Annotated in this window: 16 protein-coding genes; 4 read left to right on the top strand and 12 right to left on the bottom strand. The window is 66.1% G+C overall.

Annotation, left to right across the window (positions count from 1 at the left end; genetic code table 11):
* The first annotated feature begins 119 nt into the window (after positions 1 to 119).
* Positions 120 to 980: an alpha/beta hydrolase gene (locus tag ACE10W_RS13680; protein WP_304552140.1), complete on the top strand. Its 861-nt coding sequence runs from the start codon at positions 120 to 122 to the stop codon at positions 978 to 980.
* A 106-nt stretch (positions 981 to 1086) separates the two neighbouring features.
* Here the strand turns inward: ACE10W_RS13680 and ACE10W_RS13675 are convergent, their stop codons facing one another.
* From ACE10W_RS13675 to ACE10W_RS13630, 10 genes are all read right to left on the bottom strand, one after another.
* Positions 1087 to 1437 (bottom strand): Rieske (2Fe-2S) protein, encoded by a 351-nt coding sequence (locus tag ACE10W_RS13675; RefSeq protein WP_304552138.1) that lies wholly within the window; start codon positions 1435 to 1437, stop codon positions 1087 to 1089.
* Positions 1430 to 2134 (bottom strand): ABC transporter ATP-binding protein, encoded by a 705-nt coding sequence (locus tag ACE10W_RS13670; RefSeq protein WP_375762602.1) that lies wholly within the window; start codon positions 2132 to 2134, stop codon positions 1430 to 1432. The genes ACE10W_RS13675 and ACE10W_RS13670 overlap by 8 nt, the downstream gene beginning before the upstream one ends.
* Positions 2127 to 2909, bottom strand: a complete 783-nt coding sequence (locus tag ACE10W_RS13665; protein WP_038965992.1) for an ABC transporter ATP-binding protein — start codon at positions 2907 to 2909, stop codon at positions 2127 to 2129. The genes ACE10W_RS13670 and ACE10W_RS13665 overlap by 8 nt, the downstream gene beginning before the upstream one ends.
* Entirely contained in the window at positions 2909 to 3955 is a 1047-nt protein-coding gene (locus ACE10W_RS13660) for a branched-chain amino acid ABC transporter permease (RefSeq protein ID WP_375762601.1), read from the bottom strand. Before ACE10W_RS13660 ends, ACE10W_RS13665 begins: the two co-directional genes overlap by 1 nt.
* Entirely contained in the window at positions 3952 to 4824 is an 873-nt protein-coding gene (locus ACE10W_RS13655; RefSeq protein WP_028172054.1) for a branched-chain amino acid ABC transporter permease, read from the bottom strand. Before ACE10W_RS13655 ends, ACE10W_RS13660 begins: the two co-directional genes overlap by 4 nt.
* 69 nt (positions 4825 to 4893) lie before the next feature.
* The gene (locus ACE10W_RS13650) at positions 4894 to 6048 is read right to left on the bottom strand and encodes an ABC transporter substrate-binding protein (RefSeq protein WP_202633033.1); all 1155 of its coding nucleotides are present in this window, start codon (positions 6046 to 6048) and stop codon (positions 4894 to 4896) included.
* 75 nt (positions 6049 to 6123) lie between these two features.
* Positions 6124 to 7329 (bottom strand): 2Fe-2S iron-sulfur cluster-binding protein, encoded by a 1206-nt coding sequence (locus ACE10W_RS13645; protein WP_304552131.1) that lies wholly within the window; start codon positions 7327 to 7329, stop codon positions 6124 to 6126.
* Positions 7326 to 8162, bottom strand: a complete 837-nt coding sequence (locus ACE10W_RS13640) for a xanthine dehydrogenase family protein subunit M (protein ID WP_304552129.1) — start codon at positions 8160 to 8162, stop codon at positions 7326 to 7328. Before ACE10W_RS13640 ends, ACE10W_RS13645 begins: the two co-directional genes overlap by 4 nt.
* Complete coding sequence (locus ACE10W_RS13635) at positions 8159 to 10552, bottom strand: xanthine dehydrogenase family protein molybdopterin-binding subunit (protein WP_304552127.1); 2394 nt, start codon at positions 10550 to 10552, stop codon at positions 8159 to 8161. The genes ACE10W_RS13640 and ACE10W_RS13635 overlap by 4 nt, the downstream gene beginning before the upstream one ends.
* Before the next feature lie 9 nt (positions 10553 to 10561).
* Positions 10562 to 11854: an amidohydrolase/deacetylase family metallohydrolase gene (locus ACE10W_RS13630; RefSeq protein WP_304552125.1), complete on the bottom strand. Its 1293-nt coding sequence runs from the start codon at positions 11852 to 11854 to the stop codon at positions 10562 to 10564.
* A 159-nt stretch (positions 11855 to 12013) separates the two neighbouring features.
* Between ACE10W_RS13630 and ACE10W_RS13625 the strand changes: the two genes are divergently transcribed.
* From ACE10W_RS13625 to ACE10W_RS13615, 3 genes are all read left to right on the top strand, one after another.
* Positions 12014 to 12508: a MarR family winged helix-turn-helix transcriptional regulator gene (locus ACE10W_RS13625; protein WP_060911340.1), complete on the top strand. Its 495-nt coding sequence runs from the start codon at positions 12014 to 12016 to the stop codon at positions 12506 to 12508.
* Between the two features lie 289 nt (positions 12509 to 12797).
* Entirely contained in the window at positions 12798 to 14216 is a 1419-nt protein-coding gene (locus ACE10W_RS13620; RefSeq protein ID WP_304552123.1) for a cytosine permease, read from the top strand.
* A 4-nt stretch (positions 14217 to 14220) separates the two neighbouring features.
* Positions 14221 to 15165: an acetamidase/formamidase family protein gene (locus ACE10W_RS13615; protein WP_304552122.1), complete on the top strand. Its 945-nt coding sequence runs from the start codon at positions 14221 to 14223 to the stop codon at positions 15163 to 15165.
* A 2-nt stretch (positions 15166 to 15167) separates the two neighbouring features.
* On the opposite strand, the gene ACE10W_RS13610 is transcribed toward ACE10W_RS13615, so the two are convergent.
* Both ACE10W_RS13610 and ACE10W_RS13605 read right to left on the bottom strand, forming a co-directional pair.
* Positions 15168 to 16154, bottom strand: coding sequence for an ABC transporter ATP-binding protein (locus ACE10W_RS13610; RefSeq protein WP_011086129.1), 987 nt, complete (start codon positions 16152 to 16154; stop codon positions 15168 to 15170).
* Entirely contained in the window at positions 16151 to 17140 is a 990-nt protein-coding gene (locus tag ACE10W_RS13605; protein WP_028172064.1) for an ABC transporter ATP-binding protein, read from the bottom strand. The genes ACE10W_RS13610 and ACE10W_RS13605 overlap by 4 nt, the downstream gene beginning before the upstream one ends.
* Positions 17141 to 17155: the final 15 nt, after the last annotated feature.

Raw genomic sequence — 17155 nt, 5'->3', positions numbered from 1 at the left:
AGTTCCGCGAACGGCGCATCCCTCGTCTGAGCACGAGCGATCTGCAATTCGAGCGGGATTCGTGGCAGACAGGAGCGAGCGACGCCGGTCATTGCCACGACCGGCCGCTCGGAGACTCCATGGTCAACAACACAAGCTCGACACATCGGCCGTTCGATCCCCGCAGCAAATGGGCCGAACTGTCCCAGGCGGAACGCAGCGCCGCCTATGACAACAATGCGGCGGTCAAGAACAGCCCTGCCCTGATCGCCGAGCGCAACGAAGCTTCCAGCCGGCTGCGCGGTACGCTGAAGTCCCATCTCGATTTGCCTTACGGCGAGCGGGCGAACAACAAGATCGATCTCTACCCCGCCGCAAAGCCCGATGCGCCCTGCCTGGTGTTCGTGCATGGCGGCTATTGGCAGCGCAATTCGCGTGAACTGTTCGCCATGCTGGTCGAAGGCGTTGCCGCACATGGCTGGTCGGTTGCGATTCCCGGCTATTCGCTGGCGCCCGAGGTGTCCCTCACCGACATCGTGGCCGAGATCCCGCGCGCGCTCGACTGGCTCGCCGCGCATGGCGTATCCTATGGCATCGGCGGGCCGGTCATCCTGTCCGGCTGGTCCGCCGGCGCCCATCTCGTGGCGATGGCGCTGGACCATCCGCGCGTCCATGCGGGGCTTGCGATATCAGGCGTCTACGATCTGGCGCCGATCCGCGATACCGGGCTGAACAACGCGCTGAAGCTGACGGATGAGGAAATCGCCAAGCTCTCGCCGCTTCGCCTCCCCGTGACACAGAAGCGGCTCGACATCGCCTATGGCAGCAACGAACTCCCCGCCCTGGTGCTGGATTCAATCAACCTTCATGAGAAGCGTGCGGCCGCACAGGCGCCCGGCAAGCTCATTCCGGTCGCAGGCGCCGACCATTTCACCATCCTCGAGGCGCTGCGTCGGCCGGACGGCGCTCTGGTGGAGGCTGCACGCCGGTTGCTGGACTAAAAACGCGAAAACAACCCCATGCACAATAGAACGCCGTTGTTTCCAAAGGCAAAATCTACGACGCGGATCGTTTTGACTCGTCGGGCAAAACAGGGGCATGATGCCATCATCGCCCCGATCGCCGCTCAGGCTCTTCAACCCAGATTTGCTCTCCCGTGACCTTGACCGGATAGAGCCGCAATGGCGGACTTGGCCAGCCCGCTGTAATCGCCCCGCCGCGCAAATCGAATGATGCGGCATGGCGCGGGCACTGCAGCCGCCCCGCTGTCACCTGTCCAAGACCAAGATCGGCCTGTTCGTGGGGGCAGGCACGGTCGCACGCGACGACATCGCCCTCGTTCCAGATCACAAGCATATCGCGCCCGGCAACGCGGACGATGATCTCTGCCTTCAGGCGACCGAGGTCACAGACCGGGATCCATCCGGGCTCGTCCGAACGGACAGCGGGATCATCCACCGAGATAGGCTTTCCGCACATGCTCGTTCTCGATCAGCTCGGTGCCAGCGCCGGACAGCACGATGCGGCCGTTCTCGAGCAGATAGGCGTGGTCGCACATCTCGAGTGCGGCGAACGCGTTCTGCTCGACCAGCAGCACCGTGGTGCCGGCATCGCGAATGCCGCGGATGATCGCAAAGGTGCGCTCGACGATGTTGGGGGCAAGGCCGAGCGAAGGCTCGTCGAACATGATCAGCCGCGGCCGCGACATCAGCGCACGCCCGATCGCGAGCATCTGCTGCTCGCCACCGGACAGCGTGCCCGCCGCCTGCCGGCGCCGCTCGGCGAGCCGCGGAAATTCCGTATAGATGCGATCGCGATCGGCTGCGATCTCGCCTGAACCGCGACGGAGGTAAGCCCCCATGTCGAGATTTTCCTCGACGCTCATGTGCGGAAACACGCGCCGCCCTTCCGGACAATGCGCGATCCCGCTCGCCAGCACGCGCGGCGGCCTCGCCTCGGTGATGTCGATGCCCTCGAACCGCATCTGCCCTGCGCGCGGCGGCACGAGTCCGGAAATCGCGCGCAGCGTCGTGCTCTTGCCGGCGCCGTTGGCCCCGATCAGCGCCACCAGTTGCCCGGCCTTCACGTCGAGCGAAATGCCGCGCAGCGCGGTGACGCCGCCATAGCCGCACACCATGTCGCGGATCTCAAGCACGCGCCGCTCCATGTCCGAGATAGGCCTCGATCACGGCGGGATCGTTGCGGATCACGTCCGGCGTCCCCTCGGCGATGATGCGGCCGTAGTTGAGCACCACGATGCGGTCCGAGACGGTCATCACCATCGGCATGTCGTGCTCGACCAGAAGGATCGTGATGCCGCGACCCCGGATGTCGCGAATGAGCTCGACGAAGCGGTGGGTTTCCGAGGCGTTCATGCCGGAGACGGGTTCGTCGAGCAGCAGCATCGAGGGTTCCGCCGCGAGCGCCAGCGCAACGCCGACCAGGCGCTGCTCGCCGTAGGAGAGCGAGCCGGCCGCATCGTGGGCACGGCGTTCGAGACCGACCCATTCGATCAGCTCACTTGCCCGCTGCCGCAGCCTGCGCTCGGAGGCCCGCGCGCCGGGCAGCCCGAGGATGGCGTCGAGCAGCCGGACCCGGCCCTGACGATGCAGGCCGATCAGGAGATTGTCGTACACGGTGTCATTGGGAAACACGCTGGTGCGCTGGAAGGTCCGGATCAGACCGAGGTCCGCGATCTGATGCGGCTTCAACCCGGTGAGCGTCGTGCCCTGATAGGTGACACGGCCCGCGCTCGGCGTCAGGAAACCGGTCATGACGTTGAAGGCGGTGGTCTTGCCGGCGCCGTTCGGCCCGATCAGGCTGACGATCTCGCCCTCGCCAACGGTGAAGCTCATGTCGGAGATCGCGACGAGCCCGCCAAAACGGACAGCGACCTGCTCGATCGTCATGGCAACGCTGCGTGCCGTCATCACGCCCGCTCCTTGTCAGCTGTCTCGGCGAGGGCCACCGGCGCCAGTGCCGTCGTGCCGCTCTGTCTCCTGCGAAATCGCTGCGCGAGCGAGGGCACGATGCCGCGCGGCAGCACGAACAGGATGGCGATCAGCACGCCGCCATAGGCGATCCATTGCGCCTCCGGCGCCATGATCGGACGCAGCGCAACCGGCAACAGCCCGAAGATCAGGCCGCCGACGACGGGCCCCGCCAGCGAGCCCTTGCCGCCGCTGATGACCATGATCACCATGGTGACGGTGTTGATGAAGGCAAACACTTCAGGATCGATGATCCGGATATAGTGCGCATAGAGGCTGCCGGCGGCGCCAGCGATCGCGGCGGAAATCACCGCCGCCAGCGTCAGCGTCTTCGTCACGTCGATACCGACGGAGACCGCGAGCGTCTCATTCTCCATCAATCCGCGCATCGCGCGGCCGAAATGGGAATGAACGAGACGCGCGATCAGGAGATAGGCGATCACCGCCACCACCAGCACCAGGTAGTAGTTCTGCATCTTGGTGCGCAGCGTCAGCTCACCGAAGCCGGGCAACGGCAGTGCGATGGAGGGAATGTTGGTCAGCGCCAGCGGGCCTTGCGTCAGTTCGACCCAGTTCAGCGCGACCAGCCGAACGACCTCGGCGAAGGAGATCGTGACAATGACGAAATAGGCGCCGCGAACGCGGAACGAGAGCAACCCGACGAAATAGCCGCACAGCCCGGCAACCAGGATCGCGAGCACGAAGCCCACGATGGGCGGCCAAGGCGCGTGAACCAGGCGCAGGTCTCCGGGCAGGCCGACGTCGAAACCGAGCGATGTCAGCGCGCTGACATAGGCGCCGATGCCGAAGAAGGCGATGTGGCCGAGACTGAGCTGGCCGGTGAAGCCGAGCAGCAGATTGAGGCTCATCGCGCCGATGACGAAGATTCCGGTCGTGATCAGCGCGTTGAGGAGATAGGGATCGCGCAGCCAGAGCGGCACCGAGGCAAGCGCTGCGACGGCGAGAATGGTGAGGGCTATTCTCATCCGACGCGCTCCGCGCGCGCGAACAGGCCGGTCGGCTTGAAGATGAGAACCGCGATGATGATCACGAAGCCCATCGCGTCGCGATAGCCTGATGAGACGTAGCCCGCGCCGAGCTCCTCGGCGAGCGCCAGGATGAAGCCGCCGATCACCGCACCCGTGATGTTGCCGAGACCGCCGAGGATGACGATGGCGAAGGCCTTGACGGCGGCAAGATCCCCCATTTGCGGGAAGATCACGTAGACCGGGCCGAGCAGAGCCCCCGCCGCGGCGGCAAGGCTGGAGCCGATCGCGAAGGTCGAGGTGTAGATCATGTCGACATTGACGCCCATCAGCGAGGCCGTGTCGTGGTCCTGGAACGTCGCCCGCATCGCGCGGCCGAGGCTCGTCCTGTTGATCAGGAGATACGTCACCAGGATCAGCAGTGCCGCGGCGGCAAGCACGAACAGCCGCAGCCAGGACACGGAGACAGGTCCGAGCACCAGGGGCGCCTCGGGAAACGGCGTCGCCACCGATTTGGCGACCCCGCCCCAGATCCACAGCGTGCCCGACTGCATCGCGATCCAGGCGCCGATCATGACCAGCATCGTGGTGTCGATGTCGGAGCCGCGCAGGGGCCGCAGCAATGTCAGCTCGATAGCCGCCCCCAACAGCCATCCGGCCAGCACGGCGACGGGCAGCGCAAGGAAGAAGTTCAGCCCGAGCTGCTGCACCACGATAAACATGATGTAGGCGCCGAACGTGTAGAGCACGCCGTGCGTGAAATTCACGACGTTCATGATGCCGAAGATCAAGGTCAGCCCGATCCCGAGCAGCGCATAGGTGCCGCCGAGCACAAGCATGTTGACCAGATGCTGGAGAAACTCGCTCAAAGCCGTTTCCGTATGACCCGCAATGCGGCGAGAGCGGCGGTGCGCCGCCCTCGCCCGCGAAGAAACGCGTTAGAGCGTCTTCATCCCGACCTTGCCGTCGTTGATCTCGATGAGATAGACGTTCGGCTGGCTCTGCCCGCTCTCCTTGCCCTCGGGGCCGGACTTGCGGAACACGATGTCGCCGTTCAGCCCCTTGATGTTGATATCCCAGAGCGCCGCCTTGATCGCAGCCGGCTCGGCCTTGCCGGCCTTCTCGATCGCGGCCGCCGCGGTACGGATGCCGTCATAGCCGCGGAAGCTTTCGGTGCAGCCGGCGAACTCGAAGCCGCGCTTCTTCCATTCCGTGATGAAGTAGTTGGTTGCCTCGGGGTTCGGCGTCTTGTCCGGGAACCACGGCAGGAAGGTCGTCAGATGCATGGTTCCGTTGGCGGCGGCTCCTGCCTGGGCGATGATCTGGTCGGGGTTCTGCGAGCCGCCGGTGGTGATGATGCGCTTCTTCAGGCCCAGCGCAGCAGCTTGCTTGAAGATCAGCGTCAACTGGTCGACGGCGGTCGTGACGATGACCGTCTCGGACTCCGAGCTCTTGATTTTGGACAGCTGCGCGCTCATGTCCTGCGCGCCCTGGTCCATCGTCTCGACGAGGCCGATGCTGATGCCCTTGTCCTTCATCATCTTGCTGAAGTCCTCGGCGGTGCCGCGGCCCCAGTCATTGTTGATGACGAGGAAGTCGACCTTCTTCAGGGCGAGCTTGTCGACGATGCCCTTGAACGCCGCGGCCTCGACCGCCGAGGGCGGCGAGATGCGGAAGATGAAGGGATTTCCGGTCGTCGTGATCTTGCCCGAGGACGAGGTCTCCACCACCATCGGCGTCTCGTATTCCATCAGCTTCGGCATCACCGCGAGCGTCAGGCTCGAGCCCCAGGCGCCCATCAGGACCGGCACCTTGTCGCTGGTGATGAGCTTCTCCGCGACGGCGGCGGCTTCCGTCGGGTTGCTCTTGTTGTCCTCGATCACCAGTTCGATCTTCTTGCCCAAAATGCCGCCCTTGGCGTTGATCTCGTCGGCGGCGATCTTGGCGCCGTTGACGACGTAGGTGCCGGAGGCCGCGAAGGCGCCGGTAAGAGGCTCGTTGACGCCGATCTTGATGGTCTGCGCCCCTGCCGCGCCGCCGAACAAGGCCGTCGCCAGCGCGATTGTCCGAACCAGTCCGAGTGCTCGTTTCATGTTGTCTCTCCAAATCCAACGCTGTTGATCTCTAGGCAGTCCAGCCTTCGTCACTCCGCGGCGCGAGCGCGCCAATCATTCCGCGCCACCTTTTCCAGTGAAGACGCGGCCAAACATGCGCGCGAGCCGAGCACGCAAAACGTCCGATGCAAGCGACCAGAAGCTGAGCTCCGCCGGGGCCGCCGCCCCCGACGGCGCGCCCGACATGTGGCGGTCGAGATTTCCCGCGAACTCAGCGACCAGGCGTCTGGCGAGATCGCGCACGAGGCCCGGCCGGCCGACCTGCGCCAGCATGCCCGTGAGCGTGTAGCCGATCGACAGGTCGACCGCGGTCGCCGCGCCGCCATCGAGCGGGATCAGGCGATAGCGGATTTCGCCTTGCGTCGCCGAATGGCTGCGCTGGTCGGTGCCGATGCCGACGATGCGGCCGGAGAGCGTCGCGGGATCGCGTTCGACGCGCGCGGCCCCCTCGAAGCTTGCTGCGATCGGCCCGAGCCTGACGCGGATCACGCCTTCGACACGCTCGGGCCTTGGCGGCGCCGCGAGCGATACGCCGGGAAGGCAGGCTGCAATACCCGCGATATCATCGAACATCGCGAACACTTTCGCCGGTGGATACGGCAGCGAGAAGCGCTGATCGAGAACGGTCGCTGGGGTGAAGTCGGGAATTCTGCCCGGTGCAGCACTCTCTGACACCGGCGCTAACGCCTGTCGCGTAGGCTGCAGCGACTGCCGATCTTGATCGGGTGCGGCTCGCCCCGATCCGGCGGGGCCGAGACTGGTCCGGCCACCGTCGGCCTGCGGCGCAATGTTGCGCGCACGCCTCGTCCCGATCACGGACTGCACGGCGCGCACGATGCCGACATAGCCGGTGCAGCGGCAGAGATTGCCGCTGAGGCCGACGCGAATGCGCCGCTCGTCGGCGTCAGGCAGGCGCAACACCAGGTCGCGCGCCGAGACCAGCATGCCGGGCGTGCAATAGCCGCATTGCAGCGCGTGCTCCCGGGTGAAGGCGGCGCGCAACTCGGTGGTGACCTCGTCCTCGTCGAGGCCTTCGATCGTGGTGATGTCGGCGCCTTCGCAGGCCACCGCATAGGTGATGCAGGAGCGCGCCGGCACGCCGTCGAGCAGCACCGTGCAGGCGCCGCAGACGCCATGCTCGCAGCCGAGATGGGTGCCGGTGAGATCGAGCTTTTCGCGCACGAAATCGGCAAGGCTGGTGCGCGGCTCGGCCGAGACCTCCACCGCACGCCGGTTGACCTGAAGCGAGACCGTGTTCATGCCGCGGCCTCCAGGACGGCGCGCTTCAACACGCTGACATGGATATGGCGCTGCGCGGCATCGTCGATGCCGGCCTTCATCAGAAGAGCGTCGACGACGCGGATGTCGAAACGCTGCTTGTAGTCGGCCGCAATCCGGCCGCCGAACAACCCGGCGGCATCGGTCACGACGATCGGCGCCGTATCGATCGCACCGATCACGATGCGCGCGGTGGCGGTGGCCGGGTCGACCAGCACCGCGCCGATGGCATGGGCGAACTCGCCGGTCTTGCGGCAGCTCTTGGCATAGCCCCAATGCGCGGAGGCCGATCGGGCCGGCACGTGAATCGCCTCGACGATTTCGCCGGCGTGCAGCGCCGATTCTAGCGCACCGACGACAAACGCCTCGATCGCCATCGTGCGCGCACCGGCAAGACTGCGCAATGTCACCTGCGCACCCAAGGCCGCGAGCGCCGAAATCCAGTCCGCGGCGGGATCGGCATGGCTGAGCGAGCCGCCGATCGTGCCGCGGTTGCGCACGGCGCGGTACGCGATGTTGGCCGCGACGCCGCGCATGGCGCCGTGGGTCACGTCGGCCGTGCGTCCGTCCTCGATATCGGCATGCGTCACGAGGGCCCCGAGCACCAGCCCGCCATCGCGAAGCTCGGCCTGCTTGAGCTCGGCAAGCCCGGAGATGTCGACGATCAGCTCCGGCTGCACCAGCCGCAGATTGAGCATGGGCCCAAGCGACTGGCCGCCGGCGATGATCTTCGCCGATCCGCCTGCCGCTGCCAGCATCGACAGCGCCGAATTGAGATCGCGCGGGCGTTCATAAGCGAAGGGCGCCGGTTTCATGCCGCGCTCCTTTCGCCCGCGCGAGCGGCCAGCACAGCCGCGACGACGCGATGCGGCGTGATCGGCGACTGCATCAGCTCGACACCGAGCGGGCGTAGCGCGTCGTTGACGGCATTGGCGATCGCGGCGGGCGGGGCAATCGCACCGCCCTCGCCGATGCCTTTCACGCCGAACTGCGTATAGGGCGACGGCGTCTCCATGTGATCGAGGCGCGCCGCCGGAACCTCGGTCGCGCCGGGAAGCAGATAGTCGGCCAGCGTCGTCGCCAGCGGCTGGCCGGAGGCGTCGAACGGCATCTCCTCGTAGAGCGCGGTGCCGATGCCCTGCGCGAGACCGCCATAGATCTGGCCGTCGACCACCAGCGGATTGACCAGCACGCCGCCGTCCTCGACGATCACGTAGTCGAGGATTTCCACCTCGCCCAGATCAGGATCGACCGCGACGACGGCCGCATGCGCGGCGTAGCTGAACGTCCCGCTGTCGCGCACGGGCTTGTAGCCCTGCGTCACCTCGAGCCCGCCGGGATCGACATCGGCCGGCAGATCCTGCGGGCGGCGATACCAGGTGTGGGCGATCGCCTTCAGACTAACGCTGCCGTTGACGCCACGCACCTCGCCGTTCTGCAAAACGACCGAAGCCGGCTCGTGCTGCAACAGTTTGGCACCGATGCGCCTTGCACGTTCGCCGAGCTCGCGGCAGGCCGCCGCCACCGCACCGCCCGCCATCACCATCGAGCGCGAGCCCCAGGTGCCGGTCGAATAGGGCGTCATCGCGGTGTCGCCGAGGATGATGCGGATCTTTGCGACGTCTATTCCCAGCATTTCATGCGCGACCTGGGCGAGCGTCGTCTCCATGCCCTGCCCATGCGAATGCACGCCGACACGCAGCTCGAGACCGCCATCCGGCGTCAGCCGCGCCGATGCCTGCTCATGGCCCGGCACCATCGGGATGCCCCAGCCGGCATAGACCGACGTGCCGTGCGCGGCCTGCTCGCAATAGATGGAGACGCCGACGCCGATGCGGCGGCCATCCGCCCTGCCCTGCTTTTGCTTCGCGCGAATGGCCTCGACATCGATCGCGGCGAGCGCGCGGCGCATCGCTTCCGGATAATCGCCGCTGTCAAAATGCTTCCTGGTGATGTTGTCGAACGGCATCTGTTCGGGGCGCACCAGATTGCGCAGTCGCACCTCGCCGGGCTCGAGCCCGGCCTCCACCGCGACGAGGTCGAGCATCAATTCCAGCGCAAAGCAGACGCCGGTGCGCGCGACGCCCCGGTAGGGCAGGATCGGACATTTGTTGGTGGCAACCGAAAAGGTGCGGCAGCGATAGGCCGGCATCTTGTACGGACCGGGCAGGATACTCGCGACCTGCGCGGCTTCGAGACAGGCGGAGAACGGGTAGGACGAGTATGCGCCGGAATCGACCGTCGCTTCGCAATCGATGCCGCGCAACGTCCCGTCACGATCGGCATAGACCGTGATCTTGTAATGGTGCTCGCGGCAATTGGAGCTGGCGACGAGATGCTCGCGGCGGTCCTCGGTCCAGCGCACGGGATGGCCGCAGCGCATCGTCAGCCAGGACAGGCAGACCTCTTCAGGCAGCAGAATTCCCTTGTGGCCGAAGCCGCCGCCGACATCGGGCGAGATGACGCGGATCTGGCCCTCCTCCATGCCGAGGCATTCGGCAAGGCCGCTGCGCGTGATATGCGGCATCTGCGCCGCGGAATGCAGCGTGAGCCGGTCGCGCCTGGCATCGAAGGTCGCGACCACGCCGCGGCCCTCCAGCGGCGACATGCATTGCCGCGCGGTGGAGATCTCGCGCGTCACCTTGATCGGCGCGTCGAGCGCTAAGGAGATGTCGACCTCGTAATTGGTCTCGAGGAAGACGTTGTCGCCCCAATGCTCGTGCACCAGCGCCGAGCCCGGCTCGCGCGCCTTCAGCATGTCATAAACCGCGGGCAGCTCCTCCAGATCCAGCGTCACGGAGGCCGCGATGTCCTCGGCCTCGGCCCGCGTCGGCGCGAGACACATGGCGACGAGCTCGCCGACCTGGCGCACCTTGCCGGTGGCCAGCACCGGCTGCTCCGAGATCTTGAAGCCCGGAAGTCCTGACACTGCGCGGATCGGCTTGATGCCGACGAGGTCCGCCGCCGTGAACACACTGCCGCGATAATTTTGGGGCACGTGGATGCCGCGGATGCGCGCGTGCGCGAGCGGGCTGCGCACGAAGGCGACATCCTGAAGGCCCGCAAGCCTGATGTCCGCGACGAACTGGCCGCGGCCGCGCATCAGGCGGTCGTCCTCCTTCCGCGGCAGGCGCACGCCGACGCCCTGCCCGGACCTTCCAGAAGGAAACTCTCGCTCGTTGCGCAACTCCGCGCCCTCCTTCACCGCCCGGCCTTACGCCGCGACGGCCTGCGGCAGGATCGGGGCGACCGCGTCGAAGCGCGCGCCGGCACGCAGGCAGAAGGCCGGCTGAAGCAGGCGCTCGGCGATCACCTCGTTCTGCTCGTTGTCCTTGAGGATGAAGCGCCCCTTCTTCTCCGAGAGCACGGAGACGTCGGCGTCCATGCCGACCTTGAGCGCGCCGATCTCCGCGCTGCGGCCGAGCATCTTGGCCGGATTGGCGGTGACCATCGGCACCACCTGCTCGAGCGACAGGCCGAGCGCCATCATCGAGCTCATCGCCTGGACCAGGCTGAACTTGGCCTGCCCCGCGAAGGGATGGTTCTCCTCGTCCTCGTGCTGGTCGGGCGTTCCGGCCGGCGCGGGCACATGGGTGTTGTAGCCGTGGATATCGGCGCCGAGCGTGGTCGGAATGATGCCGGCGGCGATCGCCTTCTTCGCAAGCCGGTACGAGAAATGGCTGCCGTGGCCGACATCGACCTTCAGGCCGCGATCGAGCGCCGCCTGGATCACCGGATGCACCTCGCCCTCGCGGTTGACGAAGCCGCCGGGATGGCGCGTGAAGGGATGGGCGAGAACGTCGCCCTCGCGCAAGAGCGGGATCACACGCGTGAGGATGGTGTCGGCATCTTCGCCATTGGCGCCGCTCTCGGGCAGGCCCCAGAGCTGGCCGAAATGGACATAGACAGGCAGATCGGCGCGCTTGCCGATCTCCGCCGCCATCTCGATGACGCGGATGCCCCAGCGCGCGAAGCCGCCGATCTCGGCATGGGCCTTGATGCCGCGCACGATGTCGAGATTGGCCGTCGCCGCCTTGACGGTCGCATCGATGTCGACGCCGTCGGGGCTATAGAGCTGCGGATAATAATGTCCTTCCAGTCCGCCGACGAGATAGGCCGACAAGAAGGCGTAGACGCGCGAGGCCGAGGGCTCGGCGATGAAATGACGAAACCCGGGCAGCGTCATGCAGGACGGGCCGCCCTGGTCGACCAGCGTCGTCACGCCCGACTGCACGCCGACCATGTCGGGGTTCATGCCGAAGCGGCCCGAGACATATTGATAGACGTGCGCGTGGGTATCGATCAGCCCGGGCAGCACCAGCTTGCCCGTGACGTCGACCACTTCCTTCGCGCTGGTCGGCAAGATGTCCGGCGCGACCGCCGCGATCTTGCCGTTGCGGATCGCAACATCCCTGATGCCGTCCACGCCCGAGGCCGGGCAGATCACGCGACCGCCTCGCAGCAGAAGGTCGAAGCTGGCAGTGACGGAGCTGGCAGTAGAAGGCATGGCGCTCTCCTTGATTTCGTACGGGCGGTTGCCCCGCCCTCGAATTACGAAGCATGCTTCGTATTTTACAAAAGCAAGCTTCGTGCCATGATCTGGCGGTGGCGAGCGCACGAGAATCGAGCTAAGCGCGAGCGAGTTTTTGGGTTGGGAGAGCGTGCATTGCGGCAAGCACAGAAGCGTCGCAGCGGGGGCAAGCACCGCCCCTGGCCATTGTCGCAACGTCCCGGCTATCTGATCCGGCGGCTGCACCAGATTCACGTCGCGCTGTTTCAGGAAGCGTGCGGCGCGTTCGAGGTCACGCCGCTGCAATACAGCCTGCTCTCGGCGCTGGCCGTGCGCGAAACCGCCGATCAGACCACTTTGGCGGCCGATATCGCCCTCGATCGCACCACGACGACCGGTGCGCTGAAGCGGCTCGCTGCACGGAACCTGGTCGAGCGCGCCATTAACAAGGACGATCGCCGCGCGCGCCTGTGCCGATTGACGCCTGAAGGCGCCGCGCTTCTGGTCAAGATCGAAGGCGCGGCGCGACGGGCGCACCGTGCGACGCTCGGCGATTTGAGCCAGCGGGAACAGGCGCTCTTCATCGAAATGATGCAGCGCATCGTGGCCGGCAACCCAAGTCGCGACAGCGCCGCTGCCCTATTCGATTAGAAGCGGCTGCTGCGCTTTGGGGTGGGGCTGCTTAATTTATCATCGTACCGCTGCAGGACCGTGCAACGTCTTTTGCCTCTCACCCGCAAGCGCGCGGAGGAGATCAGCGTCTCCCGGGCACGGTGGCGAACCGGCGCGTGAGTTCAGGGCACGCTTGAAATTCCAATGACAATCCGGCGCAAACCTCATTGCATCCGGCATCGGCGCACGCCCTGCTCCGGCGGTTGTGCAACCAATGGCACGATTTATGCTGCAACGATGCGAAGCGTGCTTCGTATTGGGGGATGTCATGACGGATTCCGAACTTCGCGCTGATATTCACAGCATCGAGCCAATTCCCGATGCGGACCGGGACTCGACCGGACCGCAGCAGATGTGGATCTGGGCCGGCGCCAACATCGCGCCGGTCAACTGGGCGCTCGGCGCGCTCGGGATCATCCTGAAGCTTGGGCTGATGGAGACGATCGCGGTCATCGTGCTCGGGAACATCGTCGGCTGCGCGATCTTCGCGACCTTCACCGTGATGGGGCACAAGACCGGCGTCAACCAGATGGTGCTGAGCCGGTCCGCGTTCGGCGTCCGCGGCGCCTACCTGCCCAGCATCCTGATGTTCGTGATGACGCTCGGCTGGATCGGCGTGAACACCTACTTCCCGGTGAAGGTTTCGATCGGAATCCTTGGCCAGTTCGGCGTGCCCGACACCTGGCTGATCGAGATCGTCATCATCACGCTGGTGATGGCGGCGCAGGTCCTGATCGGCGTCTACGGATTCTACGCGATCCGCACCTTCGAGAAATACACGGTGCCACCCACCATCGCCATCATGGTGCTGATGAGCGTGCTGGCCTGGACGCGCCCCGGCGTCGTCAACTGGAGCCTCACGACCTCGCTGCCGCCGGGCGCGCATCTGGCGATGCTGACCCTGCTGATGACCGCGATCGGCGTCGGCTGGGGCATTTCCTGGGTCACCTGGGCCTCCGACTATTCGCGCTTCGTGCCGAAAAGCGTGCCGTCGAAATCCGTGTTCTGGTACAGCTATGTCGGCATGTTCGTGCCGACGGTCTGGCTCGGCATCCTCGGCGCGACCATCGCCTCGACCACGCTGGACACCGATCCCGCAAAAATGGTCAGCGCGGTGTTCGGCGGGCCGGTCAGCATCCTCGTGTTGCTGATGGTGCTGCACGGCCCGATCGCGACCAACATCCTCAACGTCTACTCGGCGACGCTGGCGGCGCTGAGCGCGGGGCTGAAGTTCTCGCGCTTCTGGCTCACCGTCATCGTTGGCGTCGCCGGCTATCTGGTCACGCTGTACTTCATCTTCGCGCCGTCCTTTGCGAAAGCGTTCGACAACTGGATGATCAGCCTCTTGTTGTGGATGAGTCCCTGGGCCGGCGTGGTGCTCGCGGACTTCTTCCTCAAGCGGAAGGGCAAGATCGACGTCGCCGAGCTCTATCGCTCGCCTGAGACCAGCGCCTATGGCGACATCAACTGGGCCGGCATGATCGCGTTCTTCGCCGGCCTTGTCGCCGGATGGCTGGTGGAAGACGGCTTGGTCGGCGCGCTTCAGGGGCCGGTCTCGATCAGCCTGTTGGGTGGGGCCGATCTGAGCTGGCTGTTCGGGATCGGGGTCTCGGGGCTGGTCTATCTGGCGCTGGGCAAGCACGTCACGTCGCCCTCCTCGATCGTTGCGAGCAGCGCAGGCCGGTGAAGGCATGGACTACGTTCTGCGATCCACTCCTGGAAACGTCCAGTGGGGACTCTGGGACGGACGGCTGAAGCCGGTGCTCCGGATCGCATCCGGAGACCGCGTGACCATCGAGACGCTCTCGGGCGAGCCGGACGACCTGCCCGATCCGTCGCTCGGTTTTGACGTCGTGCCCGGACATGCGGAGGTGCTCGCAAGCGCCTTCCGCGGTCCGGGGCCGCACCTTCTCACCGGGCCGATCCACATCGAGGGCGCCGAGCCCGGCGACGTCCTCGAAGTGCGCGTGCTGAGCATCGAGCTGCGCTGCAATTGGGGCTGGAATCTCCAGGTCCCGACGCTCGGCACTCTCCCTGAGGATTTCCCCGAGTTCCGCCGCATCCACATTCCGCTGGACCGCGCGCGCAACGTCGCAAAACTCCCCTGGGGCCAGGAGCTGCCGCTCTCCCCCTTCTTCGGCAATTTCGGCGTCGCGCCGCCGCTCGCCTGGGGCCGATTGTCCTCAAAGGAGCCGCGGGCATTCGGCGGCAACATGGACAACAAGGAGTTAGGTGCCGGCAGCACGCTTTATTTTCCGGTCTTCGTGCCGGGCGCGCTGTTCTCCGCCGGCGACGGCCACGCGCTCCAGGGCGACGGCGAAGTCTGCCTGACCGCGATCGAGGCGGCGCTCACCGGCACCTTCGAATTCCACGTCCGCCGCGATCTCCGCCTCACCTCGCCCCGCGCCGAGACGGCGTCCGACTGGATCACCATGGGCTTTGACGAGGATCTCGACGACGCGGCCAAGGCCGCGCTGCGCGACATGATCGCGCTGATCCGCGAGCACAGCGGCCTCGGCGCACAGGATGCCTATACGCTCTGCTCGATCGCCGCGGACCTGCGGGTCACGCAGATGGTCGACGGCAACAAGGGCATTCACTGCGTGCTGGCGAAATCCCGCATGCCATGCCTCTAAACTTATGGTGCCTCTAGTGCCTCGTCGAGGTGGCACGCCACCCACTGCTCGGGTCCAGTCGTCCGAAGCACCGGCTCTTCCGTGCGACAACGGTCGAACACGTATGGACAACGGGTGTGGAAGCGGCATCCGCTCGGCGGATTGATCGGGCTCGGCACGTCGCCGCCGAGGATGATCGGGTTGCGCTGGGCGCCCGGCTCGGGCAGCGGCACCGCTGAGAGCAGCGCCTTGGTGTAGGGATGCCTCGGCGCGGCAAAGATCTCCCGGCGCGGCGCGACCTCGACGATCTTGCCGAGATACATCACCGCGACGCGATGGGTCATGTGCTCGACGATGGCGAGGTCATGGCTGATGAATAGCAGCGCGAGGCCGAATTTCTGCTGGAGATCCTGGAGCAGATTGACGATCTGCGCCTTGACCGAGACATCGAGCGCGGAGACCGCCTCGTCGCAGACGATCAGCTCGGGCTCGGCCGCCAGCGCCCGCGCGATCCCGATGCGCTGGCGCTGACCGCCGGAGAACTCGTGCGGCCGGCGGTTCAGCGCCTCGCGCGGCAGGCGCACGGTGTCCATCAGCGCCGTGACGCGCACCTCGAGATCTTCCGCGGATTTGGCGAGGCCGAAATTGCGGATCGGCTCCGCGAGAATGTCGCGCACGCGCATGCGCGGATTGAGGCTGGAGAACGGATCCTGGAACACGACCTGCACGCGCCGGCGCATCTGGCGCATCGTGGCCGGCGCGGCATCGTCGATGCGCTGGCCGTCGAGGATCACCTGCCCCGAAGTGATGTCGAACAGCCGCAGGATGGCGCGGCCGACCGTCGATTTTCCGCAGCCGGACTCCCCGACAAGCGACAGCGTCTCGCCGCGCGCGATCTCGAAAGACACGCCGTCGACCGCATAGACCCATTCGGACTTGCGGCCGAACAGGCCCTTGTTGACCGGGAAATGCTTCTTGAGGTCGTTGACCTGGAGCAGAGGTGGACTCATGCCGCGACCGCTCCCTTCGCCGCGTAGTGACAGGCCGCAACATGGCGCGGGCCCTTCTCCTCGAGCCCCGGCGCATATTGGCGGCAGAGATCGGTCGCGAGCGCGCAACGTCCGGCGAAGACGCAGCCGGTGATCGGCTTGCGCAGGTCGGGGACCTGCCCGGGAATCTCGGCCAGCCGTCTCGCGGTGCCCGTCAGCGACGAACCAAGCCGCGGCACGGCGCCGAGCAAACCTTGCGTATAGGGATGCCGGGGCGAGCGAAACAGCTCGGCGACCGGCGCCTCCTCGACCTTGCGGCCGGCATACATGACCATGACGCGCTCGGCGATCTCGGCAACGACGCCAAGATCGTGCGTGATCAGGATGATCGCAGCACCGACCCGGCTCTTGAGGTCAAGCATCAGCTTGAGGATTTGCGCCTGGATGGTCACGTCGAGCGCCGTGGTCGGCTCGTCCGCGATCAGAAGTTTTGGATTGCACGCCAGCGCAACGGCGATCATCACGCGCTGGCGCATGCCGCCGGAGAGCTGGTGCGGATATTCGCGCACGCGCCGCTTCGGCTCGGGAATGCCGACCAGCGTCAGCATCTCGATCGCGTGCGCCTCGGCCGCCTGCTTGTCCAGACCCTGATGGATCATCAGCGTCTCGCGGATCTGGCGGCCGACGGTCAGGACCGGATTGAGGCTCGTCATCGGTTCCTGGAAGATCATCGAGATGTCGTTGCCGCGGATGGCGCGCATCTCGCGGTCGGACAGCTTGAGGAGGTCCCTGCCCGCAAAGCGGATGCTGCCTGCGATCTTGCCCGGCGGCTCCGGGATCAGCCGCATCAGCGACATCGAGGTCACCGACTTGCCGCAGCCGGATTCGCCGACGATGGCGAGCGTCTCGCCCTCGTTGACATGGAAGGACACGCCGTCGACCGCGCGGTTGATGCCGCTGGGCGTACGGAAGTGGGCCTGAAGGTCTTCGACTTCGAGCAGCGCCATCGTGATCAGCCTCGC

The organism is Bradyrhizobium sp. B025 (genome assembly GCF_042257955.1).
Classification (GTDB): domain Bacteria; phylum Pseudomonadota; class Alphaproteobacteria; order Rhizobiales; family Xanthobacteraceae; genus Bradyrhizobium; species Bradyrhizobium diazoefficiens.
This window is presented reverse-complemented; position numbering and strand designations above follow the sequence as displayed.